Below are 26,244 nucleotides of genomic sequence, written 5' to 3' on the forward strand. Positions count from 1 at the left end.
TTTTTCTCCGGCAAAAAAGGGGCTGTTTCCTGCTTTTTTCGGAAATTCTTCCCGATCCCGACAATTTCCCTGCAGTAAAATTCTTCCTGCCTGTCACTATATGAATACACAATCGCCTTTTTGGAGGAGGAATGACCGGATGAAACTGTTTCACCGTATGATGATGCTCACCCTGATCCTGTGCCTGGTGTTCGGCCTGGGCGGCTGTACACAGGAGAACTCCCCGTCCGAACCGGAGCAAAGCTCCATGCAGACGGTGGAGCCCCCGGAAGAGCCCGGGACAGAACCCCTGACCTTTGAAAGTGCCGATCTGGGGATCTCTTTTGACCTGCCGGACAGCCTGCGGGGACATTCCAAGATCATGGTGGGGGACCGGAACGCCGGGGAACACCGGGTGGACACCGTGACCGTCTACTATATGGAGAGCCCCGAACGGCAGGAGAAGGATATTCACCTGCTCACCGTGGAGCTCTGGCCTGCCGGCGCCTGGGACGACAGCCAGTCCACCGGTACCCCCATCGGAGAATCGGCAGACGGACGCACCGCTGTGCTGCACACGCTCCAATCGAACCCCTTCAGCGAAGGGGACGAGGAATATGAGCTGTTCCAGACCCTGGGCAGCGAGATCGGCGTGGTATCCGAAACCTTTGCCTTCACCAATGTGGGATAATGCCCTGAGAGGGCAGCTGGTACCGGCAGCTGTCCTTTTTCTTTTGACGTGGATGTGGTACAATAGTTCCAATGAAACCTCTGGCTCATCTGAACCATCGAAAGGAAGGAATAACTATGCCGAACTTCAGATCCATTCTCCCGGCGGAGCTTTCGGGCAATGCCATCCAGCGCATCTCCAAGCAGTGGGCCCTTGCCTCTGCCCAAAAGCCGGACGGTGCTGCCAACACCATGACCATCAGCTGGGGCGGTCTGGGATACCTCTGGAATCAGCCGGTGGCATTCCTGTTTGTACGCCCCCAGCGGTATACCTATGAATTTGTGGAGTCCGCAGATGGATTCTCCCTCTGCTTCTTCCCGGAAAAGTACCGCAAGGAACTGCAGTACTGCGGCACCATCTCGGGCCGGGACGAGGATAAGATCGCACACTGCGGCTTTACTGTGGCCCATCAGGACGGTGTTCCCTATTTCGAGGAGGCCGAAGCTGTGCTGATCTGCAAGAAGATCTACGCCCAGGATCTCACCGGGGACTGTGCCCTTTCGGAGCTGGTGACCAACCAGTATCCCACCGGCGACTATCACCGGATGTATGTGGGCGCCATCCAGACCGTTCTGGTGCGGGACGATGCGTAAACCCAACCGGGTCTGTCTGCTGGATGAGCTCCGGGGACTGGCAGTGCTGCTGATGATCTTCTATCACGGCGCCTATGACGCTGTGTACATCTTCCGGTTTACCGGCTCCGGCTGGTTCACCAGCGTCCCCATGGACTTCCTCCAGCGGTACATCGCTGTGAGCTTTATCCTCATCGCCGGCATTATGGGACGGTATTCCCGCAGCAACTTCCGCCGGGGTGTGAAAACCTTCCTCTGCGGCCTGCTGGTGACTGCCGTGACCCTGCTGGTCATGCCCTCGGAACGCATACTGTTCGGCATCCTGCACTTTCTGGGCGCCGCCATGATGCTGCTGGGGCTCTGTGAACCGCTCCTGCGGAAAATACCGGCAGCAGCTGGCGTACTGTTCTCAGCGGTGCTGTACCTTGCCACCGATTCCATCGGACAGGGCTGGATCGGGCTGGGCCCCCTCCGGCTGGAACTGCCCCGGGCGCTCTATGACGCGGGCTTTCTCTTCCCGCTGGGGCTGCACCCATTGATCTTTGCCTCAGCGGACTACTATCCGCTGCTGCCCTGGATCTTCCTGTTCCTGGCGGGCTACTGGCTGGGCGAGGCCTTTCTCCAGCGGCGTGCCCCGGAGTTCTGCTACCGGGAACACCTCCCGGCGCTGGGCTGGATCGGGCGGCATGCCCTCATCATCTACCTGGCGCATCAGCCGGTGGTCTATGGCGTGCTGTGGCTCGCCGACTGGCTTCTCTGATAAAACCCCCACTTCTGTTCCGCTGGGACAGAAGTGGGGGTTTATCATTCCCTGCATATTCCGGGACTGCGTTCTCCCCTTTGCGGAAAATTTCCGGTGGAAAGCATCGTCGCCGGAGCGTAGAAAAGCCCGTCCGTTCCCCTGATCGGGGACGGACGGGCTTTTTGTTCTGTTTATTCCGGGAAAGGGGATCAGCCGTTCTGACGCTTGTCGATCACTTCAGGGCTGAACTCCTCAACGGTCTTTTCGTTGACAGTGAGCTCGGGCAGGGCTGCGATCCACTCCTGTACCATGGCGTCAAATTCGTCAGACTTCATCTCCTGCAGCAGGCTCGACTTGCGGGCAGTCAGCTCGCTGCCGTCCGGGTCCAGCTCCAGCTTCTCTACCACATAGTAGTAGTTGTCGCTCTCGATGATCTTGACCTCGCCCACTGCCATGGCATGGCTCTCGGTCCGGTATACCTCCGGCACCGAAGTATTGTTGATGCTTACCACATTGTCATACTCGGACGGATCGGTCTCTTCCTCAGCAGTTTCCTCGCCGTCGGTGGTCTCCTCCTCCGAATCCTGCTCCTGCTCGGCTTCCATCTCCTTGATGATGGTGATCATATCCTCGCCATTCTGGAGCCGTGCCAGAGCTGCTTCTGCCTGGGCCTTGCCGCTCTCAGGCAGGGTCTCGCCCTCCTCCAGCTCCGCTTCGGCTGCTGCCAGCTCGTCCTCGGTCATGGTGTCCACGCTGGTCTTGGCATAGCTTACCGCACGGGTACGGTCATAGTTGTCGTTAAAGTACTGCTTGTACTCCTCCTCGGTGGGAGCCAGTTCGCCGCCTTCGCCATAGAAATGCTGGAACAGATCACCGGTCTTGGCAGTGTACTCCAGCATCTTCTGATAGGAATCCCGGTTGACACCCATCAGGGTATAGGATTCACCATAGCTCTTCCAGACGCTGTCTACCATGCTCTGGATATTGGTGTTCTCCGCCTCGGTGAGTGTAAGACCCAGTTCATCAAACTTGAGGGTCACTGCCAGATACTGCTTGGTGAGGTTCATGGCTGTATCCCGAATCCACTGATCGGCAGTCTTATCCTCGATGGAGCTTTCCAGCAGGGTATCACCGCCGGTGGCATACTGACCTGCCGCGCTGTATGCTGTATACATATTCTGTACATAGATGCCGGTGGGTACTTCCTGATTGTCATCGCCGTACTTGAGAATCCAGCTGGTGCTGCCCAGAGTACAGGCCGACAGGCTAAAGGACATTGCCACAGCCAGTGCCACGGCAGAGAGTTTCTTCATCATCATTCGTTCTTCCCTCCAGTCCCATACAGGAAATAATCCTCCTGTCTGTGGGACTCCGATATTTTTGCAGGCAGAAAAATCCTGCTGTCCCGGCGCAGAATGCCGGATTTTCATACAAGTGCTATTCTACCACACCACAGTGGAAGAAGTCCACCGGCAGAGGGTAAAAAAGCATGAACTTTCTTTTAATTTCCAGCCGCCGGAGCCGGCAGGACAGATTCCATGGCTGCCAGAGCTTCCTCAATGGCGGCAATGGGATTCTGTCCGGCCTTGGGACGCACCAGATAGTAGGGCTTCTGACCCGAAGCACCCACCATGACCCGTCCCTTGAGAGTGGAGGCCAGTCCTGAAGCCAGGGTCATATCCACCCGCTCGGGATAGAGGAACATACCCTGATCCCGCTGGGCGATCTCCCGGATGCCCAGAGCCGCGGCCCGGCCCCGGACCAGTGCCACATCAATGAGCCCCTGTACGGCCTTGGGCGGATCGCCGAAGCGGTCGATGAGCTCATCGGTGACATCAAAGGCATCGTCCTTATTCTGGATGGCAGCGATTTTCTTATACACATCAATGCGCTGGGACAGCCCCTTGATATAGCTCTCAGGGATATGGGCGCCGATGTTGAGATCCACCATGCACTCGGCACTGGTGCGCTCGGGGGCTTCGCCCTTCTGTTCAGCGATGGCCTCTCCCAGCAGCCGCAGGTACATATCATATCCCACGGCCTCCATGTGTCCGTGCTGCTGGGCGCCCAGCACATTGCCGGCGCCGCGGATCTCCAGGTCCCGCATGGCAATGCGGAAGCCGGAACCGAAGGAGGTGAACTCCTTGATGGCGGAAAGCCGCTTTTCCGCCACCTCGGTGAGCTGCTTGCCCCGGGTGAAGGTGAAGTAGGCATAGGCCCGGCGGGTGGAGCGTCCCACCCGTCCCCGGATCTGATAGAGCTGGGACAGTCCCATGCGGTCGGCGTCCTCGATGATGAGGGTATTGCAGTTGGGCACATCCACGCCGGTTTCGATGATGGTGGTGCAGACCAGAATATCGATCTCCTGATCCACCAGCTGCTGCCAGATGCGGGAGAGCTGTTCCTCGCTCATCTTGCCATGAGCGGTGACGATCCGGGCATCCGGCGCCATCTCGGCGATCTTCCGGGCACAGGCGTCAATGCTCTCCACCCGGTTGTGGAGGTAGAATACCTGTCCGCCCCGGCGCAGTTCCCGGCGAATGGCTGCCGCCAGGATCTCCCGGTCATATTCCAGCACATAGGTCTGTACCGGGTGACGGTCCTGGGGTGCCTCCTCGATGACCGACATATCCCGGATGCCGCTCATCGCCATGTTGAGGGTCCGGGGAATGGGGGTCGCCGAGAGGTTGAGCACGTCCACGGTGTGGAACATCTCCTTGAACCGCTCCTTGTGCGCCACGCCGAACCGCTGTTCCTCGTCGATGATGGCAAGGCCCAGATCCTTGAACTGCACATCCTTCTGGATCACCCGATGGGTGCCGATGACAATGTCCACCAGGCCCCGGCGGATATCCTTGACAATCTCCTCCTGCTGCTTGGGGGTACGGAACCGGGAGAGCAGTTCGATGCGCACCGGATACCCCTCCATGCGCTGCAGGAAGGTCTGGTAGTGCTGCCAGGCCAGAATGGTGGTGGGCACCAGTACGGCGCACTGTTTGCTGTTCATCACGCACTTAAACGCCGCCCGGATGGCCACCTCGGTCTTGCCGAAGCCCACATCGCCGCAGAGCAGCCGGTCCATGGGCTGGGGGCGCTCCATATCGTGCTTGATCTCATCGATGCAGCGGAGCTGGTCATCGGTCTCCTCATAGGGGAACCGGGCCTCGAATTCCCGCTGCCAGTCGTTGTCCGGGTCAAAGGCATAGCCCTTGGCCTGCATGCGCTGGGCATAGAGCCGGATCAGCTCATCTGCCATATCCGCCACAGCCTTCTTGACCCGGGCCTTGGTCTTGCTCCACTCGGCGGAGTTGAGCTTGTTGAGCCGGACGCCGCCGTCCTCTCCGCCGCCGATGTACTTGGACACCAGGTCCAGCTGGGTGACCGGCACAAAGAGCATATCGGTGCCGGCATAGCGGATCTTGATGTAATCCTTGACCACCCCGTGGATCTCCCGCTTGATGATCCCCTCGAACACGCCGATGCCATGGGTGACATGCACCACATAGTCCCCGGGGGTGAGGTCTGCCAGCGAGCGGATGGGGTCGGATTTCTGCTTTGTCTTGCGGCGCTTTTTAAGGGAGGCACCCACCCGTCCATGGGTGAATACCGCCAGTTTGATCTCCGGGTACTCAAAACCCGCGGACAGGCTGCCCGGCAGCACATAGACCTTTTTAGGGGTCAGGGCCGGGAGATCGGCGGCATAGTCGGCATTGTAGCCCTTGCCCACCAGGTCGCTGGTCAGGGCCCGCCCGGCCTTCTCGGTGCCCGCTAAGATGCAGACGGTATAGCCGCTGTCCAGATAGGCATCCAGATCCTCGGTGAGGTGGGCCAGTTCGCCGCCCCACACCGCCAGCTGGACGGCATCGATGTTGTAAAGCCCCTTGAGGGGAATATCCCCGATGCTCCGGGTAAAGGTGTCCATAAAGAGGGTGGGACGCACCGCCGCTTCCTCGGCAATGCGGTTGTAATCCATGAGGTACCGGTCGCAGCCCTCAAACAGCACGCCCTCCTCGAAGAGCACCTTCATATCCTCGGTCATCAGGCGGTTGGCGCTGCGCAGTTCCTCCCGGACTCCCGCCGGTTCGCACACAAAGAGCGGCGCGTCCTCGGGAAGATAGTCCAGCAGGGTGCAGCGGCGCTCATAGAGCACCGGCAGGTATTTGTCGATGTTCTGGAGGGTCAGGCCGTCCCGGAGCTTGCCCACATCGCTGAGCAGATGCTCCTTGGCCGGAGCCGAATACTTGCCCCGGAGCTTCTTGGCCCGGGCTTCCAGATCATCGGCAAAGCTCTCCGGGGAGTCGTAGAGCACTTCCCGGGCCGGGGTGATCATACAGCGCTTGCAGTTGTCCTCCCGGCGCTGGGTATCGGTCTTGAATACGGCAATGCTGTCGATCTCGTCCCCCCAGAACTCCAGACGGAAGGGATCGGGCATGTGGGGCGGGTAGAAGTCGATGATGCCGCCCCGCTGGGAGAACTGACAGACGCCGTCCACCTGATCCCGGCGCTCATAGCCCGCAGCCAGCAGCCGGGCGATGACCTCCCCGGGAGAGATGGACTGACCGGCGGTGAGGGTAGTACAGTGCTGCCGGAGGGTTTCCGGGGGAATGGTGCGCTGGAGCGCTGCCTCGGCAGACGCCACCACCACCATTTCCTCCCCCCAGGCCAGGGATTCCAGCACCCGCAGCCGGGCAAACTCATATTCCCGGGATACACCCTCCACCTCCCGGAAGGAGAACTCCCGGGTGGGAAAGACCACAGCCTTTTCCTCACCGTAAAAACGGTTGAGATCCTCTGCCATCCGCACAGCGGCAGGTTCGTCCGGGGTGAGCACCAGACGGCTGCCCCCGGTGAGCGCCCAGGCAAAATGCACCTTGTGGATCTGGGAAAGGCCGGTTGCCAGCATGGGAGTCACACCCTCTGCCAGGTTCCGGCGGATCTCCTCAAATGACCCCAGCCGCTCTGCCGCAGTCAAAAAGCCCTTCATCTCGTCTCCTCCCTCCTTTGGAGTCTCTCATTCCTCACAGGAATTTGCGCATCATCTTGTGGGGCTGACCCTCATCATAGATCAGGTCCCCCTCTTCCTTATAGCCCAGTGCCTCATACATCTTCATGGCATGCAGCTGGGCGGAGAGTTCGATCTCTTTGGCATCCAGGCCGCGGAGATACTCCTCCAGCTCCTGGACAGCCCGGCTGCCCAGCCGATGGCCCCGGCGCTCCCTGAGCACAGCCACCCGGCCCAGTACCCAGACGCCGTCCGGCTTCTGATAGCTGCGGGCAGTGGCAATGCCCTCTTCCCCGTCATAGATGCACAGATGCACCGCATCGGCATCGTGGTCGTCAAACTCGTTCTTGTAGCCCTGTTCCTCCATGAACACCGCAGTGCGCACCTTCCGGGCGCCGGGGTTCTCCTCCAGGGTACGGGTGATCCGTGTGGTGTACATAAAAACTGCCTCCTCAGCTGTTGTAGCGGTTCATGGCCTCGTCCAGCCGCCCGGCTACAAACAGCCGGACAATGTCATCGCAGTGGCTGCAGGCCTGTTCCAGTGCTTCGCCCTGCTCCTTGGTGAACCGGCCCAGCACCCAGTCTGCCAGGTCATAGTCAGGATGGGGCTTTTCTCCCACGCCCAGCTTCACCCGGGCAAAATCGTCCCGGCCCAGCAGATAGATGATATTCTTGAGCCCGTTGTGACCGCCGGCACTGCCCTTGCGGCGGATGCGCAGCCGTCCCGGTGCCAGGGAGATGTCATCACAGATCACCAGCAGTTTTTCCACCGGGATCTTGTAGAACTGCATGGCATCCCGCACCGATTCGCCTGAGAGATTCATAAAGGTGGACGGCTTGAGAAATGCCACCCGATGCCCGTCTATGACAGTATCGCCGATCAGGCCCTTGAATTTCAGGCGTTTGATGTCGAAGCCCAGTTTTTCTGCCAAAATGTCCATGGCAATGAAACCGGCATTGTGACGGGTGCATTCATATTGGGAGCCGGGATTTCCCAGCCCTACCACCAGATATTCCGGTGCCTGACCGGCAGTGGTTTTCTGTGAACGAAACAGCATCTGTTTTCCTTTCCTGTGGGCAAAACTTTTTCTTGAGACGCCGCAAGGGCGGGATGGAGCGATCTCCACCCCGCCTGCAGCGGATATTGATTGATGGAAGCGTCCCGTCTTGGGAACGCCTGAAAACTCAGTTAAAGAGGGGAGATACCGGCTGATCCTCATAGATGCGCTCAATGGCATCGGCAAAGAGGGGGGCTACCGGCAGCTGAACGATCTTCTTGCAGGAGTTGTCGCGTACCGGAATGGTATCCAGCAGAACCATCTCCTTGAAGACGCTGTTCTCAATGCGCTCAATAGCCGGGCCGGACAGTACGCCATGGGTGGCACAGCCGTATACTTCCTTGGCACCGCCGCGCTCTACCAGAGCAGCTGCGGCATTGCAGATGGTACCGGCAGTATCAATGATGTCGTCCACAATGATGCAGGTCTTGCCCTGTACATCGCCGATGATATTCATCACCTCGGACACATTGGGACGGGGACGGCGCTTGTCAATGATGGCAATGGGAGCGCCCAGACGGTCGGCGAACTTTCTGGCACGGGTAACCGAACCCAGGTCAGGAGATACTACAACCAGATCCTCCCGGGAGAAGTCCTTGAACTTTTCCACGAAGTAGGGAGCCAGCAGCGGAACGCCCTGCAGATGATCCACCGGAATATCGAAGAAGCCCTGGATCTGTGCGGCATGGAGATCCATGGTGAGCACACGGTCAGTACCAGCGGCAGTGATCAGGTCTGCTACCAGCTTGGCAGAGATCGGGTCACGGCTCTTGGCCTTGCGGTCCTGACGGGCATAGCCGTAATAGGGGATAACTGCTGTGATGCGTCCGGCGGAAGCACGCTTGAAAGCATCGATCATAATGAGCAGCTCCATCAGGTGATCGTTGACCGGGCTGCAGGTGGACTGGACTACAAATACATCGGAACCGCGTACCGACTCGTTGATGGAAACCGCGATCTCACCATCCGAGAAGGTCTTGACTTCCGCGTCGCCCAGAGGCAGGCCCAGATGCCGCGCGATCTGCTCGGCAACATGCGGAACGGAGTTGGCTGCGAAAATTTTGATGTCCTTGCCGTGTAAATTCATCTTTCATTTCTCCCTCTTTTATATTCACTCCCCCGGAGGCGGACCCTCCGTCCCGGCGGTTGTGATCCCTGTTGATTTTCCCACCGGATTTACCGGCGGTATTTTCCCTTTTCCCTGGCCCATCCGGGTCTGGTCTCCTGACGGGCCCGGCCCACAGCCAGCGCGTCCTCGGGAATATCCTCGGTGACGGTGGTGCCGGCGGCGATCACACTGCCCGCTCCGGCTGAAACCGGTGCGATGAAATTGGTGTTGCAGCCGATGAAGGCCCGGTCGCCGATCCGGGTGCGGAACTTCTGTTTTCCGTCATAGTTGGCGGTCACCACGCCGCAGCCCACATTGACTTCCTTTCCTACATCGCTGTCTCCCAGGTAGCTCAGATGGGCCACCGAGGTCTTTTCGCCGATCCGGGAGTTCTTGATCTCCACAAAGTTGCCGATCTTGGCGCCGGCTCCGATGCGGCTGCCGGGACGCAGACGGGCATAGGGCCCGATCCGGGCGCCGCCCGCTACCTGGCTGTCCTCACCGGTGCTCTGTTCCACCCGGGCGCCCTCGCCGACCTCACAGCCGGTGAGCATGGTATACGGCCCGATCAGACACCCCTCGGCAATGCGGCTCCGGCGCAGAATGCAGCCGGGCAGCACCGTGGTATCCCGTCCGATGACCGTATCCGGGCAGATCACCACCGAATCCGGGAAGGGGATATTCACTCCCTGATCCAGCTGGCGTTCGATCACCCGCTTCCGGGCGATCTCATTGAGCCGGGCCAGTTCCTTCCGGCTGTTGGCGCCCAGAATCACATCGGGGCTCTCCGCCCGGTAAATCCCTGCCGGACGGTGCTCCGATACGGCAATCGCCACCGTATCGGTGAGATAGTATTCTCCCTGGGCATTGTCGGTGCCCAGTTTATTGAGGGCGTCCAGAAGGAACGCCGCCTCAAACCAGTAAATTCCCGAGTTGACCTCCTGGATCAGCCGGGTCTTTTCATCGGCGTCCCGCTGCTCCACAATGGCCCGCAGTCCGCCATTCTCGTCCCGGATAATCCGTCCGTAGCCGGTGGGGTCCTCCAGCCGGGCTGCCACCACCGTCAGGTCATGTCCGTTCTCCCGGTGCTCCCGCAGTGCCCCCCGGATGGTCTCCTCATCCACAAAAGGCGCGTCGCCGCACAGCACCAGCACCGAACAGTCCCGGTGCTCTTCCAGAAAGTCCGCTGCCATCATCACAGCGTGTCCGGTGCCCAGCTTTTCTGCCTGTTCCGCTGTACGGCAGCCCTCGGGCAGCACTGCCCGCACCTCGTCGGCATCCGGAGCCACCACCACACACAGCTCCTCAATCTCCGCAAGCCGGCAGCTGTCAATGACCCAGCTCAGCATCGGCTTGAACAGTACTTCGCACAGCACCTTGGGGTGACGGGATTTCATCCGTTTCCCGTCCCCCGCCGCCAGAACCAGCGCGCAGGTTTTATCCATTTTTCATAACACCTCCACAGAGAGTATATGAACCGCCGGATTTCTCATGCCGCACGATCTTCTCTGCCTTTATTATCGCAATATGCGCCGTTTTTTTCAAGAGGTTGCAGCGAACCCGTCAAATTTCCGGACAATTTCCCCAAGAAACGCCCCGGCACACCCGCTGAATTGTGAAATTCTTCACGCCTCACAGGGTGAAGAGCTTGCGGCTGTTGTGCATGGAAACGCTCATGGCCAGTCCGATGCCCAGATAGGTCGCCACCACCGAGGTGCCGCCGCCCGAGAAGAGCGGCAGAGTGACGCCGATGACCGGCAGCACGCTCAGGCACATGCCCACATTCATCACCGTCTGGGCGGCAATCATCGAAAAGACGCCCACACAGATGAACCGTCCCAGCCGGTCCTTGGCCCGGCGGCCCACCTGCAGAACCCGCAGGCAGAGCGCCGAAATGATCCCCAGCACCGCCAGACAGCCGATAAAGCCCAGCGCCTCGCCGATGAAGGAGAAGATGAAGTCGTTGTACATCTCGGGAACATACTGATGATTCCCGGAGAAGATGCCCTTGCCCCAGAGCTTGCCCGAACCCAGGGCAATGCGTCCCAGCCGCTGCTGATAGCCGCTGCCGGTAGGGTCGAGGTCGGGGTTAAAGAGGGTGATGAAGCGCATGCGCTTGTCCTCGTCCATGAGGCCGTACCAGATCACCGGCAAGGCGGCGATGGTCAGGCCGCCGGCGGTGAGGATATACTTCCAGGCCAGGCCGGCGGAAAAGAGCATGCCGCAGGCGATGAACAGAAAGACGATGGCAGAGCCATGGTCGCCCTGGAGCATGATGAGCAGCACCGGAGCGGCGGCATGGCAGAGCACCGGGATCAGGACGCCCGGCTGATTGAGGTTCTCCTCCACCTTCTGGAGGTGGTAGGCAAAGGTGACAATAAAGGAGAGCTTGAGCAGCTCCGAGGGCTGGAAGGTGAGCCCCACAAAGGGGATCTCCAGCCAGGCCATATCATCGGCACGCCCGATGCCGAGGATAAAGGTGAGCAGCACCAGGAAATAGGCGGCAGGCAGATGGAACCGCCACAGATCCGCCATGGTCTGGTAGTCGATGCGGGAGATCACCACCATGGCGCAGCAGCCCAGGCCGGCGGCGATGATCTGTACCACAATCCGGCTGGGCTGTACATAGCCCGAATTCCAGATGCCGGCGAGCAGCAGGACACTGAAGGCAGACGAAAACAGACACAGCCCCCAGATGATCTTATCGGTGAGTTTATAATAGCGGACGACGCCGCTCCAGATTTTTTTCATTTGTTCCCTCCACACCCGGACAGAAGCCGGGAACGGGATTTTTCCCTGTCCTTTTATTATAAGCCCCGCACCTTTCCGGCGCAAGCCGGTCAAGGGAGAATTCACAGTTTGGATACAGCTGACGGAAGGTGTTTCCTTTCTTGTATGGGAGCCGCTTTCGTGATATAATATCCCAAAAGCGGATATTACAGTTCTTTCCGGAAAATCCCGGGAATCTCTCCCGGCTTTTCCGCCGGATATTCCAGCAGCCTTTCGGATGAAAGGGTTTCCAGTGCCTCAGTGAAAAACAGTCAGAAAACAAAAGAAACGCAAGGAGGTCAAACGAAATCATGCTCAGTGACATTGAAATCGCTTCCGCAGCCAAGATGCTGCCCATCGACCAGATCGCGCGGTCTCTCGGTGTGCTGCCCGAAGAACTGGAACCCTATGGACGCTATAAGGCCAAGCTTGCCGAAAGCATCTACAAGCGTCTGGCTGACCGGGAAAACGGCAAACTGATCCTGGTTACCGCCATCAACCCCACTCCCGCCGGTGAGGGCAAAACCACCACCACCGTAGGTCTGGGCGAGGCGATGCCCCGCATCGGCAAGAAGGCTATCATCGCCCTGCGTGAGCCCTCTCTCGGCCCGGTATTCGGCGTCAAGGGCGGTGCTGCCGGCGGCGGCTATTCCCAGGTTGTCCCCATGGAGGACATCAACCTCCACTTCACCGGCGATATGCATGCCATCACCGCCGCCAACAACCTGCTCTGCGCCCTCATCGACAACCACATCCAGCAGGGCAATGTACTGGGCATCGACCCCCGCCGCATTCTCTTCAAGCGCTGCCTGGATATGAACGACCGTGCCCTGCGTCACACCATCATCGGTCTGGGCGGCAAGGCAAACGGCACCCCCAGAGAGGACGGCTTCCAGATCACCGTAGCCAGTGAGGTGATGGCGATCCTCTGCCTGGCTGCGGACCTGCCCGACCTCAAGAAGCGTCTGGGCGATATTCTGGTGGCCTATACCTATGCCGGAGATCCGGTCTACTGCCGGGATCTCAAGGCTGAAGGTTCGATGACTGCCCTGCTCAAGGACGCCATCAAGCCCAACCTGATCCAGACCCTGGAGAACACCCCTGCCCTGATGCACGGCGGTCCCTTTGCCAACATCGCCCACGGCTGCAACTCGGTGCGTGCCACCAAGCTGGCCCTGAAGCTGGCAGACTACTGCATCACCGAGGCCGGCTTCGGCTCCGACCTGGGTGCTGAAAAGTTCATGGACATCAAGTGCCGCATGGCAGGACTGGCGCCGTCGGCTGTGGTGCTGGTAGCCACCATCCGTGCCCTCAAGTATAATGGCGGCGTCGCCAAGGCCGATCTCTCCCAGGAGAATGTGGAGGCGCTGAAAAAGGGTCTGCCCAACCTGGAAAAGCATATCGAAAACATGAAGAAATTCGGCGTGCCGGTAGTGGTTGCCATCAACCGGTTCGGCACCGATACCGATGCTGAAATCGCAGTCCTCTCCGAGGCCATGGAGAAGAACGGCGTAGCCTTCTCGCTGTGCGAACACTTTGCCAAGGGCGGCGAAGGCGCCATGGACCTGGCAGAAAAGGTCGTGGCTGCCTGTGAGGAGCCCTCGGACTTCCACCCCATCTATGAGCTGGATCGTCCGGTGGAGGAGAAGATCGAAACCATCTGCCGGGAGATCTACGGCGCTGCCGGTGTGGAATACTCCGCTGCCGCAAAGAAGGCCATCAAGGACATCACTGCCCTGGGCAAGGGCGGCCTTCCCATCTGCATGGCAAAGACCCAGTACTCCCTGTCGGACAACCAGAAGCTGCTGGGCCGTCCCGAAGGCTTCACCATCCATGTGGGAGAAGTACGGCTGTCGGCTGGCGCGGGCTTCATCGTCGTCCAGACCGGCGACATCATGACCATGCCCGGCCTGCCCAAGGTACCGGCTGCCAATCAGATCGATGTGGACGAGGACGGTCAGATCCTGGGTCTGTTCTGATTTTTCCCAAATCAAAAGGAGCGTAACCAATTTGCAGAAATTCATCAGTTCCTCCCCGGCAGAGACCGAACAGATCGCCGCGGAGTTTGCAAAGACCCTCCGGGGCGGCGAAGTGCTGGCTTTCCGGGGCGGACTGGGCATGGGCAAGACCTGTTTTACACGGGGGCTTGCCGCCGGTCTGGGCATCGACCCCGCCGAAGTATCCAGTCCCACCTTTGCCCTGGTCAATGAATACCGGGGCGGTCGGCTCCCGCTCTGGCACTTTGATATGTACCGGGTGGAGAGCTTTGACGCCCTCTATTCCACCGGCTTTTTCGACTATCTCGACCTCGGCGGCGTCCTGGCGCTGGAGTGGAGCGAAAATATCGACGGCGCCCTGCCCGAGGGCACTATCTACATCACCTTTGAACGCCTCGGGGACGAGAGCCGTTCCATCACCATTGAAGGAGGTGCCGGAAAGTGAAGATCTTTGTACTGGATACCTCCTCCAAGGCGGCTTCGGCGGCGGTATGGGAGGACGGTCACCTGCTGGCGGACTGCTGGCAGAACACTGGACGCACCCATTCGGTCACCAGCCTGCCCATGGCAGAAAATCTGCTGGCAGACTGTTCCCGCACCCTGGAGGAGATGGATGCCCTGGCAGTCACAGCCGGACCGGGGTCCTTTACCGGACTGCGCATCGGTATGGCGATGATCAAGGGCATGGGCTTTGCCCTGGGCAAGCCCTGTATCCCCCTCTCCACTCTGGAGGGGCTGGCCTGGAATCTCCGGGGCTGGCCCGGACTGATCTGCCCGGTGATGGATGCCCGGGTGGGACAGGTCTACACCGCCCTGTTCCGGTGGGAAAACGGGAAAATGCACCGGCTGATGGACGACTGTGCCATTGCGGCGGACGAGCTGCGGGAACATCTGGCAGAATATGGGGCAGAACCGAAAATTCTGGTAGGCGACGGAGCCATGCTCTGTTATAATAAATTTGAAGGACAGCTGGAGAACCTCTCCATGGCGCCGGATCATCTGCTGCATCAGCGGGCAGGAGCCATGGCAGAGCTGGCGGCATCGCTGCTGGCAGAGGGCAAGACCGTTTCTGCCGGAGAACTGGCGCCGGTCTATCTGCGGCTGCCCCAGGCTGAACGGGAGCTCAAGCTCCGGCAGCAGAAAGGCGAGTGAGGGTTTATGAAATTGGCACTTGGCTGTGACCATGGCGGTTATCTGCTCAAGGAAGAAGTAAAAAAACACCTGGACGAAAAGGGCATCGAATATGTGGACTTCGGCTGCCACAGCACCGAATCCTGTGACTATCCCGATATGGCGGATGCCCCCTGCAAAGCGGTAACCAGCGGCGAGTGCACCTTTGCGCTGCTGTTCTGCGGCACCGGCATTGGCATCTCCATTGCCGCCAATAAGCACAAGGGCATCCGGGCAGCCTGCTGCTCTGATTGCTTCAGCGCCCGTGCCACCCGCATGCACAATGACGCCAATGTACTGTGCATGGGCGGCCGTGTTGTAGGTCCTGGTCTGGCCTGCCAGATGGTGGATGAGTTCCTGTCCGCTTCCTTTGAGGGCGGACGGCATCAGCGCCGTGTGGATAAGCTCACTGCCCTGGAACAGTGATTCCTGTATGAGAAAAGGCGGTTCCGTCTTTTGCTGATAAACCTATATCGAGAGGAGTTTTTTATATGGCTATTACCCCCTTCATTGCGGACCATCCGCTGATCCAGCACAAGCTGACCCTGCTCCGGGACAAGAACACCGGCTCCAAGGAATTCCGGGAACTGATCGCAGAGATCACCATGCTGCTCTGCTATGAAGCAACCCGTGACCTCCCCCTCAAGGAAGTGGAGATCGAAACTCCCATGGCTGTCACCAAGACTCAGGTGATCTCGGGCCGCAAGCTGGCCTTTGTACCGATCCTTCGTGCCGGTCTGGGCATGGTGGACGGTGTTATGCAGCTGGTTCCTGCTGCCAAGGTAGGTCATATCGGTCTATACCGTGACCCCGAGACCGCTCTGCCGGTGGAATACTACTGCAAGCTCCCCAATGACATTGCCAACCGTGAAGTCATTGTCCTCGATCCCATGCTGGCAACCGGTGGTTCTGCCATTGATGCCATCACCCAGATCAAGGCCCGGGGTGTCAAGAACATCAAGTTCATGTGCATCATTGCCGCTCCTGAGGGTCTGCGGGCTCTGCAGGACGCTCACCCCGATGTGAAGATCTACTGCGCCTCTCTGGATGACCATCTGGACGAGCACAAGTACATCATTCCCGGTCTGGGCGATGCCGGCGACCGTATCTTCGGCACCAAGTAATCCCTGTCGTGAATCAGAAAAGCGGAGGAAACTTCCTCCGCTTTTTTCTTTTATGGCATGGCTTCCATTCCCGGCTGTGTGATGCGGAAGCGTCCATAGCCCCACAGCGCCCGGCAATGGGCTGTGCGGTTTCCGGGACGGAGAGCTATAAAGCAGTGTTCCTCCGGCGGCTCTGCCGGAAAAGTCCCCTCAGCTTTCCTGCTTCCGGCTGGATGGTGTGAAAGCGCCAGTGCCCCCACTGCGCCCCGGCAATGGACTGTGCGGTTTCCTAAGCAGCGAGCCGTAAATCAGTGCCTCCAGCGGGCTCTGACGGAAAAGCCCCCTCGGCTTTCCTGCTTCCGGCTGGGTGGCGCAGAAGCGCCAGTGCCCCGACAATGAGCCATGCGGTTTCCGGGGCGGAGAGCCATAAAGCAAGTGCCTCCAGCGGCTCTGGCGGAAAAGCCCTCGGCTTTCCCAGCTTCTGCGCAGCAAAAAAGGGAGAGGCATTCCTGCCTCTCCCTTTGATCGTCCGGACAATCGGCTTAGCCGTTATACAGCTCGCCGAAGGTCTTGAACTCAATATTCTCGATGATGACATCATCCACGGGCATATCGTTTGCATCGGTTTCAACGCCGGCAATGGCATCTACCACATCCATGCCCTTGATCACCTGACCAAAGACAGTGTGACGGTAATCCAGCCAGGGAGTGCCGCCGATCTCCTCGTACTTGGCGGCAACCTCATCGCCGAATACATCGGGCAGATCCTTCATCTGGCTGATCAGCGACGGGTCGGTGGTGTTGGCCTGTACGATGAAGAACTGGCTGCCATTGGTGTTTTCACCGCTGTTTGCCATGGACAGGGCGCCGCGGAAGTTGTGCAGTTCCTTGGAGAACTCATCTTCAAACGGCTCACCCCAGATGCTCTGACCGCCGGTGCCGTTGCCATTGGGATCGCCGCCCTGGATCATGAAGCCATCAATGACCCGATGGAACCGCAGGCCGTTGTAATACCCCTTTTCTGCCAGGGTAGTGAAGTTCTCCACTGCCTTGGGAGCCTGTTCGGGGAAGAACATGATCTGAATCTCACCCATGGAAGTGGTGACAACCGCAATCTGTGCGTCGTCAGCAGGTTTTGTGAACTGAAGCAATGTGGAACCCTCCTCAAAAAGATAATCCGAGCTGCCGGTGGTTTCAGCCGACTGGCTCTGGGACGATGAGCTGCTCTGGCTCTGGGAGGATTCCTCCCCCGACGGGCTGCAGGCTGTCACCAGACCCACTGTCAGCACCGCCGCAAGCAGCAATGCAAGCTGTTTCGGCATGCTTTGAAATTCTCCTCTCCATCTGCCATGGCGCGCTGATTCTGTATCAGACAGACACCAGGCTTTTCTGGAATTTTGGTACCAGAATATTGTAGCGCAAAAGTCCTGGTTTGTAAAAGCCTTCCCCTGAAATTTTTTGTAAATAATTTTTGGCTGAATGTTAAAAAAGCACAGCAAAAAGCCACCTCATCATCTGGGGTGGCTTTTTATATCGCAAAGTCTACATTCATTTATGATACCTGTCCATGGTCTGACTGACTAATCACTCCAGCCCGACCGGACTGCCTCTTTTTTCATTCGTGGTTTTCCGTTTTACGATTGGGCTTTTGTTTATGAATCCTTATTATGATCGGATCTTATGCGTTCATCGGACTCACCTTGTATCAAATTGTATCCTTGACTTTTGCTTCTTTATTATTCACTTGTCCCTAGACCTGAAAACATTGGCACTCTCATACCGTTTTCAAGTTGTCGTGTTCGGCCTGCTCTGCCAGGACATCCCGACTCTCTGTTATCGGGTCAGCCTGTGTTCTGTCGGACCGCTCCTTCGGCAAGCTATGGTTATCACCTGTGGATTATGGGGAGATCTGTTTCACTCATCTGTTTTTACTCCCCGGATATTGCCCGTTGCGGCTATCGGTCAGAACCTGCGGTGCAGGCGTCTGAATGCTTCGGTTCCTCGTACATTGGCGACGCCTCCTATCTTTTGTTTTCCTTCTGACTCTTGCTCGGAAGCTCTGGTTGCTTTCCTTGTCTATAATATAGCATTGTTAGTCGATATTGTCAATAGTTTTCCACGAATTTTATTTTTTATGTGAAGTTTTACTGCCGGCACTTTGTTATTGACTTCTCATCACCGGCGAATTATAATTATAGACAGTGATACGGAAACCCGTTCCGGATTACAAGCTCAAATGATTGTTTCAGGAGTACAGAAATGGACAATACTATGGATTACGGCGCCGATATCCTCACCCTGGTGGATGATGACGGCGTAGAGCATCAGTTTGAAGTAGCCGATACCATGGACTATGAGGACCATCAGTATATGGCTCTGGTTCCGGTATTCGATGAAGCCGAAGAGCTCCTCGAGGACAGCGGCGAACTGCTGGTCCTGGAGATGGTAGAGCATGACGGCGAAGGCTACCTGGAGCCCATCGCAGACGAGGATCTCTTCAATACCATCGCTCATATGTTTATGGAGCGTCTGGAAGAGGAATTCGACTTCGTCGAGGAATAAGGCCTGCGCGATTCCTGCTGTGTTCGCCTATAAGCTGTTTTATTTAATCCAACATGTTTAATTAGGGAGCTACGCTCCACCGGCAGACTTCAGACCTCCCGCCCCCAGGGCGGAAGAAGGGAGGACGAAACCGGCGGGCAGGCACCCACCTGTCTTTACGATGGGTTACAATCATCAGCATTACGGCACAGCGGGTTTCTTTTACCTGCACACGGTCCCCGGTATTTTGGCCTGGGACCGTTTTTCTGTCTTAAAAAGCCGGCACAGCTGCCGGGAAAGGAGCATCAATATGGACAACTGGCTCGCACGCACCCGGCTGCTGCTCGGGGACGAAGCGGTAAACTCCCTCCGGCACAGCCGGGTGGCAGTCCTGGGACTGGGAGGGGTCGGCGGTGCCGCGGCGGAAGCCATCTGCCGCAGCGGCGTAGGAGCCATGCTGCTGGCGGACTATGATAAGGTGGACATCACCAACCTCAACCGGCAGCTCATCGCTGTGACCTCCACCGTAGGCCATGACAAGACCGAAGCAGCTGCCCGGCGGCTCCGGGACATCAATCCGGAGCTGGATCTCACCCTCCGGGAAGGCCGCCTCACCCCCGAAAACCTGCCCGAGGTGCTGGACTGGCAGCCCGACTATATTCTCGACTGCATTGACAATGTCACCGCCAAGCTGGCGCTCACCGTCCTCTGCCGGGAACGGGGCATCAGGCTCATCACCTGCCTGGGCACTGGCAACCGTCTGGACCCGTCCATGCTCCGGGTGGGGAACCTCCCGGACACCGCCGGCACCGGCTGTCCCCTCTCCCGCATCATGCGCAAGGAACTGCGCCGCCGGGGCATCACCGACCTGACCGTGGTCTACTCCCTGGAGGTACCGGTGGAGCCTGCGGGCGTACCTGCCGCCGACAACGGACGCCATCCGCCTGCCAGCATGGCCTTTGTGCCGCCAGCTGCCGGATTCCTGATGGCCTCCTATGCGGTGCGGGACCTGCTGGGTTTGCTGCCCCCTGCCGGACGCTGAATCCCTTTCCCCCCCTTTATAAAAAACAAAGAACCGCCTGTCTGTCCTGACCGGGATGGACGGGCGGTTTTTTATGCGCAAAAACGGCGGAAAATTCTGCCTCCGGCAAAAATTCCGCATAGAACCGGCTTTGCCGGTGAAACTACGGCTGTGGGAAAAATTTCAGAGCGAAAGGCAGGCGATCCCCGATGAAACTCTCACAGAAGGCACTGGGCTGGCTGGGCGGCGGTGTCACCGGACTGCTCAACGGGCTGTTCGGGTCGGGCGGCGGCATGGTTGCGGTGCCGCTGCTGGAACACGGCGGTCTGGAACCCGCCCGGGCCCATGCCACTTCCATTGCGGTGATCCTGCCCCTCACCGCTCTCAGTGCCGGGAGCTATCTGTTTTCCGGGTCGGTGGATTTTTCGGAGGCTCTGCCCTACCTCCTCGGCGGTCTGCCGGGGTGCTGGGTGGGCAGCCGTCTGCTGGGCAAGCTCTCCTCCACCGCCCTGAGCCGGATCTTCGGGGTGCTGATCCTGTTTGCGGCCGGAAGGATGTGGCTGTCATAGACTGGGTTGCGATCCTGGCCGGATTCGGTTCGGCAGTGCTGGCCTCCATGGGGATGGGCGGCGGCAGTATCCTGATCCTCTACCTCACCCTGATCGCCGGTGTTCCCCAGCGGGAAGCCCAGGGCGTGAATCTCCTGTTTTTCCTGCCCATCGGCGCCGCTGCCCTGTGGCTGCACTGGCGGCAGGGACGGGTGGACAAAACCGCCGTACAGCAGTTCCTTCCCACCGGACTGCTGGGCGCTCTGCTTGGCACCGGGCTTGCCATGCTGGCGGACGAGAGCCTGCTCCGCCGGGGATTTGCGGTGTTTCTGCTGCTCATCGGATTGCGGCAGCTTTTCCCCGGTAAGCCAAAGAAAAAGAAAACCGGACCGGAAGCATAAGTATTGCCGGTCTGTCCAAACTATAACCGGAGGTGCAGAATATGATGAATGATAAAAAATCCCCTGTACAGAAATTCCTGGAGGGTAAAGGCTTCTACATTGCCCTGGCCCTCTGTGTGGCGGGTACCGGCACAGCGGCCTGGCTGGCGGTGAACCGCACCATAGACGATATTGACGATCAGAACCAGAAGATCCTGGAATCCCGGCCTCAGACCGAGGATTTTACCGATCCCGGAGAGGTGGACGCCGAACAGAACGGTGTGACCATCTCCTCCGAGGGGGAGGATTCCTCCTCCGATGCCTCGTCCTCGCAGGAGCCTGCCGCACAGCCCAGCGGCGGTTCCGCCTCATCGGTGCCGCAGAACACATCGGCTCTGCAGTTCTCGCTGCCCGTAGCCGGTGAGAAGCTCAACCCCTATTCCGGCGGCAAGCTGGTCAAGGACGCCACTCTGGGCGAATGGCGCACCCATGACGGCCTGGATCTGGGAGCCGCCAAGGGCACCCCGGTCTATGCCGCTGCGGAGGGCACTGTGGCCTCGGTGAAGGAGGACGGCCTGTGGGGCACTGTCATCACCATCGATCATGCCAATGGCCTCTCCACTGTCTACTGCGGCATTGCGGACGCCGCTGTCCATGAGGGGGACGAAGTGGCTGCCCGGGAACAGATCGGCGCAGTGGGTCAGATCCCCTGTGAACTTTCGCTGGAGGACCATCTCCACTTTGCGGTGCAGAAGGACGGCAAATGGGTGGACCCGCTCTCCTCGCTGGGTCTGGCCTGACCCCCATACAAAAACAGGGAACCCGGAAGAAATTCTTCCGGGTTCCGCTGCTTTTTAAGCCAATGGCTCGATGTATTCTGAGATTATTCCTCGGGGGTTACCTTATCGGAAGAAATCTCTTCCTCAGGCTCATCTTCCGCACCCGTGGGAGGCTGGGAGATGTTCTCATCCAGATCGCCGGATACTTCCTCGGCTTCGGAGCTGGACTCCTCTTCGGAGCTGCTCTCCTCGGAGCTGGACTGCTCAGTCTGGCTGCTGGACTGTTCCGGGGTGGACGAAGAACTATTCTGAGTATTGTTGGAGCACGCTGTTACAGCCAAAGCCACCATAAGAGCCATTGCTATAATCGCTAACTTTTTCATACTGTTACCTCCTGTTATCTGCGAGAGATTCTTTCTCTGCATCTTCATTGTCGCTGATAAATATAGAGTGCCGTTGTGTAAATTGTAAAAAAACTATGAATTCTCAGCGGCATTTATCAGTTCATCTGCCAAAGAACGGAGCTCATCCAGGGTGCTGACCATACCGCTGCGCCGCCGGAAATCCGAAGCGCCCCGCACCCCTTTCATATAGGCAAAGCAGTGCCGGCGCATCTCCCGCATGGCGGTGTACTCGCCCTTGTAGCGGCAGGCCAGCTCGGCATGTTCCAGCATCACTGCCATCCGCTCACGCAGCGGCGGGTCGGGCAGCAGGGTGCCGTCCCGGAGATAGGCCTCGATCTGCCGGAACACCCAGGGGCGTCCCAGAGCCGCACGGCCCACCATCACCAGATCACAGCCGGTCTGCTCATAGAGGGCTGCGGCACTCAGGGCATCGGTGACATCGCCGTTGCCCACCACCGGCACCGAGACCGCCTCCTTCACCTGGCGGATAATATCCCAGTCCGCCGAGGGCTGGTACATCTGCTCCCGGGTGCGCCCATGGATGGTCAGCGCCGCGGCACCGGCCTCCTCACAGATTTTCGCGAACTCCACCGCATTGACATGGTCCTTGTCCCAGCCCTTGCGGAACTTCACTGTCACCGGACGGTCCACGGCTTCCACCACCGCCCGGACGATCTCCCCTGCCAGCTCCGGACGCTTCATCAGGGCGCTGCCGCTGCCGCTTCCGGCAATCTTCGGGGCAGGACAACCCATATTGATGTCGATCCAGTCGGGGTTCCAGGCCAGGGCTTTCTGTGCCGCTGCCGCCACCAGTTTTGGATCGTCCCCGAAGAGCTGTACCGCTCCGGGACGCTCCGCCTCCCCCAGACAGAGCAGCTCCTCACTCTTGCGGTCGCTGTATATCAGGCCCTTGGCGCTGGTCATCTCCCCGATGGAACAGGCCGAGCCATACTTCCGGCAGATCTCCCGGAATGCCCGGTCGCCCACCCCTGCCATCGGCGCCAGAACCGCGGTCCGGGGCAATGTGATGTTCCCGATCTTCAAATTCCCGTTTCTCCTCTCCCATGGACAGGCTGAAATTCCCGTCCTGTTTTTTCTCTCCATAGCGGCAAAAGGTGCAAATCTGCCGCTGTTTATGCTATAATAGGCTGGTGAAGGTCTCCCTGTCCCCATGAGGGGACGGATGCCTTTCCGGTCCTGTTTTTATCGGTCTGTCCCCGGCGCCGGTCTGTTCCGGCAGGGGTACAGGTTATTATACCATTACGCGAAAGGATTTTACAAGTATGAAGCTGCTCGCCATCGACTCCAACAGCATACTCAACCGGGCTTACTACGGCGTGCGCCCTCTCACCACCAAGGATGGCATCTATACCAACGGCATCTATGGCTTTCTCACCATCTTTCTGAAGATCTGTGAGGAAACTGCCCCGGATGCGGTTGCCTTTGCCTTCGATCTCAAGGCGCCCACCTTCCGGCACAAGCTCTACACCGAATACAAGGCCGGACGCCATGGCATGCCCGACGAACTGGCAATGCAGCTGCCCTATCTCAAGGATCTGCTGGAGAAGCTGGGCTATCCGGTGGTGACCTGCGAAGGCTATGAGGCCGACGATATTCTGGGCACCCTGGCCCGGCTGTGTGAGGATTCAGGCAATGAGTGCGTCATCGCCACCGGAGACCGGGACAGCCTGCAGCTGGTGAGCGATGCCACCACGGTACGCCTTGCCACCACCAAGATGGGACGCCCCGAGAGCACCTTCTACGGCGTGGCAGAGATCCAGGAGAAGTACGGCGTAACGCCCCGGGAACTGATCCAGGTCAAGGCGCTGATGGGGGACAGCTCGGACAATATCCCCGGCGTGGCAGGCATCGGCGAAAAGACCGCCCTGGCGCTCATCAGCCAGTTCCACACGGTGGACGGGGTCTATGAGCATCTGGACGACCCCGCCATCAAGCCCGGCGTACGCAAGAAGCTGGAGGCGGGAGTGGAATCCTGCCGCATGAGCCTGACCCTGGCGGAGATCGACCGCAATGCCCCCATCGAATCGGATCTGACCCGCTACATTCCCAAGCCCCGGGACACCGCCGGCTGTTCCCGGCTGATGACCGAGCTGGAGCTGTTCAGCCTGATGAAGCGTATGGAGATCCCCGGAGTTGCCGAGCTGGAAGCCGCCGGCGAGCCGGTGCCCGAGGAGATAAAGCCTGCCGCCGCGCTGCGGCTCTGCCCGGCTTCGGCAGAGGCGGCAGCCCGTCTGCTGGGCGGGGAGACCCCCTACCTGCTGGGCCGGTACGAAAACGATGCCATCACCGCCCTGGCGCTCAGCGACGGCGGGGAGCTGCTGCTCTGCGCAGCAGGGGAACCGGCCTTTGAAGGGGTCTGTGCTGCCCTCTACGGGGCAAAGGGGCTCATTACACGGGATTCCAAGCTGCTCTACCGCCACTGCATGGCAGGGGAGCACCCGCTGCCCCAGGTGAAGCTGGACTGTGAGCTGGCAGCCTATCTGCTGCGCCCCACCGCCAGTGACTACACCACCGACCGTCTGGCGGCGGAATATGCCGTGGTTCCGCTCCCCTGTGAGAGCGAGGACCCCCTGGCCCAGGAGATGGCAAAGCTGATCCCCCTGGCTGCGGCACTGGAGGCGAAGATCGCCCAGCAGGAGCAGCAGTGGCTGCTCACCGAGGTGGAACAGCCGCTGGCAGAGGTGCTGGCTTCGATGGAGCTCATCGGCTTCTCGCTGGATACCGAGGGTCTCGCCGCCTACGGACAGGAGCTGGACACCCAGCTCACCGCCCGGGCCGAGGAGATCTATGAGCTGGCAGGGGGACAGTTCAACATCAATTCCCCCATGCAGCTGGGCAATGTGCTGTTTGAAAAGCTGGGACTGCCCCACGGCAAAAAGACCCAGCGGGGCTATTCCACCAATGCCGATGTGCTGGAATCCCTCCGGGACAAGCACCCCATCATCGACTGCATTCTGGATTACCGCAAGCTGGCAAAGCTCAAGAACACCTATGTGGACGGGCTCATCAAGGTGGTGGGCGAGGACGGACGGGTACACAGCATCTTCAAGCAGACTGAAACCCGCACCGGACGCATCAGCTCTGCCGAGCCCAACCTGCAGAATATCCCGGTGCGCACCGATGTGGGCAGTGTGTTCCGCAAATTCTTCTATGCCGCCGGGGACCGCACCCTGGTGGACGCTGACTACTCCCAGATCGAACTCCGGGTGCTGGCCCACATCGCCCAGGACGAGAATATGATCGAAGGCTTCCGCTCCGGCGCCGATATTCACACCCAGACTGCCGCCCAGGTATTCGGCATGCCGCCGGAGTATGTCACCAGCCAGATGCGCAGCCGGGCCAAGGCAGTCAACTTCGGCATTGTATACGGCATCGGCGCCTATTCCCTCTCCAAGGACATCGGCGTCACGGTGGCGGAGGCCAATGCCTATATCAACGGCTATCTGCGTACCTATCACGGCGTGCGTCAGTATATGGAGGACACCAAGCAGTTCGCCAAGGATCACGGCTATGTCAAGACGCTGTTCGGACGCCGCCGGGATCTCCCCGAGATGAGCGCCACCAACCGCATCACCAAGGCCTTTGGCGAACGGGTGGCAATGAATACCCCCATCCAGGGCACTGCCGCCGACATCATCAAGATCGCCATGGTGCGGGTCTACCGGCGGCTTCAGGCCGAGGGGCTCAAATCCCGGCTGATCCTGCAGGTACACGATGAACTCATCGTCGAGACCACCCCGGACGAGATCGATACCGTCAAGGCACTGGTTCAGCAGGAGATGTCCGGCGCGGCGGAGCTGTCGGTTCCGCTGGTGGTGGATGTAGGCGTGGGCAAGACCTGGTATGAGGCAAAGTGATATGGATACAAGGATCACTCTCCTCCCCATGACCGAAGCCTATGCCCCCGGCGCTGCCCGGCTGGATCAGATCACCTTCCCCGGCGAAGCCTGGAGCGAAGAAGCCTTCCTCCGGGAAGCACGCACCCCCTCCTCCTTCTATGTAGTGGCAGTGCTGGGGGAAGAAGTGGTGGGCTTTGCGGGTATGCAGCAGGTGCTGGACGAGGGGTATATCACCAATATCGCTGTGGCGGAGTCCTGCCGCCGAAAGGGTCTGGGACGGGCTATGCTCGGCGCTCTCATCGACCATTGTCGGGAGAGCGGAGCTTCCTTCCTCACCCTGGAAGTGCGCCAGTCCAACGCCCCCGCTATCGCGCTCTATGAATCCATGGGCTTCCTCCCCGAGGGACGGCGGAAGAATTTCTACCGTCAGCCCACCGAGGATGCCATTCTGATGACCAAACGGGATCTCTCCCTTTGAAAG

Annotated in this window: 25 protein-coding genes and 1 other RNA gene; 16 read left to right on the top strand and 10 right to left on the bottom strand. The window is 59.2% G+C overall.

The window, feature by feature from the left end; all coding sequences use genetic code 11:
- Positions 1–139: 139 nt before the first annotated feature.
- The 3 genes from H9X81_RS02040 (at position 140) to H9X81_RS02050 (ending at position 2,041) form a co-directional block, all read left to right on the top strand.
- The gene (locus H9X81_RS02040; protein ID WP_204719431.1) at positions 140–670 is read left to right on the top strand and encodes a hypothetical protein; all 531 of its coding nucleotides are present in this window, start codon (positions 140–142) and stop codon (positions 668–670) included.
- Between the two features lie 116 nt (positions 671–786).
- Complete coding sequence (locus tag H9X81_RS02045; protein WP_204719433.1) at positions 787–1,302, top strand: flavin reductase family protein; 516 nt, start codon at positions 787–789, stop codon at positions 1,300–1,302.
- Positions 1,295–2,041 (top strand): DUF1624 domain-containing protein, encoded by a 747-nt coding sequence (locus H9X81_RS02050; protein WP_204719435.1) that lies wholly within the window; start codon positions 1,295–1,297, stop codon positions 2,039–2,041. The genes H9X81_RS02045 and H9X81_RS02050 overlap by 8 nt, the downstream gene beginning before the upstream one ends.
- A gap of 191 nt (positions 2,042–2,232) precedes the next feature.
- Here H9X81_RS02050 and H9X81_RS02055 read toward each other — a convergent pair whose 3' ends face one another.
- The 7 genes from H9X81_RS02055 to H9X81_RS02085 all read right to left on the bottom strand — a co-directional run bounded on the left by H9X81_RS02055 (position 2,233) and on the right by H9X81_RS02085 (position 11,942).
- Positions 2,233–3,342, bottom strand: coding sequence for a hypothetical protein (locus H9X81_RS02055; RefSeq protein ID WP_204719437.1), 1,110 nt, complete (start codon positions 3,340–3,342; stop codon positions 2,233–2,235).
- 182 nt (positions 3,343–3,524) lie between these two features.
- Positions 3,525–7,007, bottom strand: coding sequence for a transcription-repair coupling factor (gene mfd / locus H9X81_RS02060; RefSeq protein WP_204719439.1), 3,483 nt, complete (start codon positions 7,005–7,007; stop codon positions 3,525–3,527).
- Positions 7,008–7,041: 34 nt separating this feature from the next.
- A complete protein-coding gene (locus H9X81_RS02065) occupies positions 7,042–7,464 on the bottom strand; it encodes a GNAT family N-acetyltransferase (protein WP_177504376.1) in 423 nt (140 codons plus the stop codon).
- 13 nt (positions 7,465–7,477) lie between these two features.
- Entirely contained in the window at positions 7,478–8,083 is a 606-nt protein-coding gene (gene pth, locus H9X81_RS02070) for an aminoacyl-tRNA hydrolase (RefSeq protein WP_204719441.1), read from the bottom strand.
- A gap of 127 nt (positions 8,084–8,210) precedes the next feature.
- The gene (locus H9X81_RS02075) at positions 8,211–9,170 is read right to left on the bottom strand and encodes a ribose-phosphate diphosphokinase (protein ID WP_191392960.1); all 960 of its coding nucleotides are present in this window, start codon (positions 9,168–9,170) and stop codon (positions 8,211–8,213) included.
- Positions 9,171–9,259: 89 nt separating this feature from the next.
- On the bottom strand, positions 9,260–10,636 hold the full coding sequence (gene glmU, locus H9X81_RS02080) for a bifunctional UDP-N-acetylglucosamine diphosphorylase/glucosamine-1-phosphate N-acetyltransferase GlmU (RefSeq protein WP_204719443.1): 1,377 nt from the start codon (positions 10,634–10,636) through the stop codon (positions 9,260–9,262).
- 187 nt (positions 10,637–10,823) lie between these two features.
- Positions 10,824–11,942 (bottom strand): FtsW/RodA/SpoVE family cell cycle protein, encoded by a 1,119-nt coding sequence (locus H9X81_RS02085; protein WP_204719445.1) that lies wholly within the window; start codon positions 11,940–11,942, stop codon positions 10,824–10,826.
- 329 nt (positions 11,943–12,271) lie between these two features.
- Here H9X81_RS02085 and H9X81_RS02090 point away from each other — a divergent pair, with 329 nt between their 5' ends.
- The 5 genes from H9X81_RS02090 to upp all read left to right on the top strand — a co-directional run bounded on the left by H9X81_RS02090 (position 12,272) and on the right by upp (position 16,251).
- On the top strand, positions 12,272–13,939 hold the full coding sequence (locus H9X81_RS02090; protein ID WP_204719447.1) for a formate--tetrahydrofolate ligase: 1,668 nt from the start codon (positions 12,272–12,274) through the stop codon (positions 13,937–13,939).
- 31 nt (positions 13,940–13,970) lie between these two features.
- A complete protein-coding gene (tsaE, locus tag H9X81_RS02095; protein WP_224762477.1) occupies positions 13,971–14,402 on the top strand; it encodes a tRNA (adenosine(37)-N6)-threonylcarbamoyltransferase complex ATPase subunit type 1 TsaE in 432 nt (143 codons plus the stop codon).
- On the top strand, positions 14,399–15,109 hold the full coding sequence (gene tsaB / locus H9X81_RS02100; protein WP_345941513.1) for a tRNA (adenosine(37)-N6)-threonylcarbamoyltransferase complex dimerization subunit type 1 TsaB: 711 nt from the start codon (positions 14,399–14,401) through the stop codon (positions 15,107–15,109). The genes tsaE and tsaB overlap by 4 nt, the downstream gene beginning before the upstream one ends.
- Before the next feature lie 6 nt (positions 15,110–15,115).
- Positions 15,116–15,553, top strand: coding sequence for a ribose 5-phosphate isomerase B (gene rpiB, locus H9X81_RS02105; RefSeq protein ID WP_177504396.1), 438 nt, complete (start codon positions 15,116–15,118; stop codon positions 15,551–15,553).
- 65 nt (positions 15,554–15,618) lie between these two features.
- Positions 15,619–16,251, top strand: a complete 633-nt coding sequence (gene upp, locus H9X81_RS02110; RefSeq protein ID WP_177504398.1) for a uracil phosphoribosyltransferase — start codon at positions 15,619–15,621, stop codon at positions 16,249–16,251.
- Between the two features lie 521 nt (positions 16,252–16,772).
- On the opposite strand, the gene H9X81_RS02115 is transcribed toward upp, so the two are convergent.
- Positions 16,773–17,552: a peptidylprolyl isomerase gene (locus H9X81_RS02115; RefSeq protein WP_204719449.1), complete on the bottom strand. Its 780-nt coding sequence runs from the start codon at positions 17,550–17,552 to the stop codon at positions 16,773–16,775.
- Between the two features lie 937 nt (positions 17,553–18,489).
- On the opposite strand from H9X81_RS02115, the gene H9X81_RS02120 reads away from it, so the two are divergent.
- From H9X81_RS02120 to H9X81_RS02145, 6 genes are all read left to right on the top strand, one after another.
- Entirely contained in the window at positions 18,490–18,792 is a 303-nt protein-coding gene (locus H9X81_RS02120; RefSeq protein WP_177504402.1) for a DUF1292 domain-containing protein, read from the top strand.
- A gap of 8 nt (positions 18,793–18,800) precedes the next feature.
- A non-coding RNA gene (ssrS, locus tag H9X81_RS02125) (6S RNA) lies at positions 18,801–18,993 on the top strand.
- 88 nt (positions 18,994–19,081) lie between these two features.
- The gene (locus tag H9X81_RS02130; protein WP_204719451.1) at positions 19,082–19,813 is read left to right on the top strand and encodes a tRNA threonylcarbamoyladenosine dehydratase; all 732 of its coding nucleotides are present in this window, start codon (positions 19,082–19,084) and stop codon (positions 19,811–19,813) included.
- Positions 19,814–20,001: 188 nt separating this feature from the next.
- Positions 20,002–20,361, top strand: a complete 360-nt coding sequence (locus H9X81_RS02135; RefSeq protein WP_204719453.1) for a sulfite exporter TauE/SafE family protein — start codon at positions 20,002–20,004, stop codon at positions 20,359–20,361.
- Complete coding sequence (locus H9X81_RS02140; protein ID WP_204719455.1) at positions 20,349–20,741, top strand: TSUP family transporter; 393 nt, start codon at positions 20,349–20,351, stop codon at positions 20,739–20,741. The genes H9X81_RS02135 and H9X81_RS02140 overlap by 13 nt, the downstream gene beginning before the upstream one ends.
- 41 nt (positions 20,742–20,782) lie before the next feature.
- A complete protein-coding gene (locus H9X81_RS02145; RefSeq protein ID WP_204719458.1) occupies positions 20,783–21,520 on the top strand; it encodes a M23 family metallopeptidase in 738 nt (245 codons plus the stop codon).
- 83 nt (positions 21,521–21,603) lie between these two features.
- Here H9X81_RS02145 and H9X81_RS02150 read toward each other — a convergent pair whose 3' ends face one another.
- Complete coding sequence (locus tag H9X81_RS02150; protein WP_191392949.1) at positions 21,604–21,882, bottom strand: hypothetical protein; 279 nt, start codon at positions 21,880–21,882, stop codon at positions 21,604–21,606.
- Positions 21,883–21,975: 93 nt separating this feature from the next.
- Positions 21,976–22,947: a tRNA dihydrouridine synthase DusB gene (gene dusB, locus H9X81_RS02155; protein ID WP_243423894.1), complete on the bottom strand. Its 972-nt coding sequence runs from the start codon at positions 22,945–22,947 to the stop codon at positions 21,976–21,978.
- A gap of 239 nt (positions 22,948–23,186) precedes the next feature.
- On the opposite strand from dusB, the gene polA reads away from it, so the two are divergent.
- Positions 23,187–25,781, top strand: a complete 2,595-nt coding sequence (gene polA, locus H9X81_RS02160) for a DNA polymerase I (RefSeq protein WP_204719462.1) — start codon at positions 23,187–23,189, stop codon at positions 25,779–25,781.
- Between the two features lies 1 nt (position 25,782).
- On the top strand, positions 25,783–26,241 hold the full coding sequence (gene rimI, locus H9X81_RS02165; RefSeq protein WP_204719464.1) for a ribosomal protein S18-alanine N-acetyltransferase: 459 nt from the start codon (positions 25,783–25,785) through the stop codon (positions 26,239–26,241).
- Positions 26,242–26,244: the final 3 nt, after the last annotated feature.

Origin of the sequence: Hydrogenoanaerobacterium saccharovorans (genome assembly GCF_016901815.1) — a bacterium.
Taxonomy (GTDB): Bacteria; Bacillota; Clostridia; order Oscillospirales; family Ruminococcaceae; genus Avimicrobium; species Avimicrobium caecorum.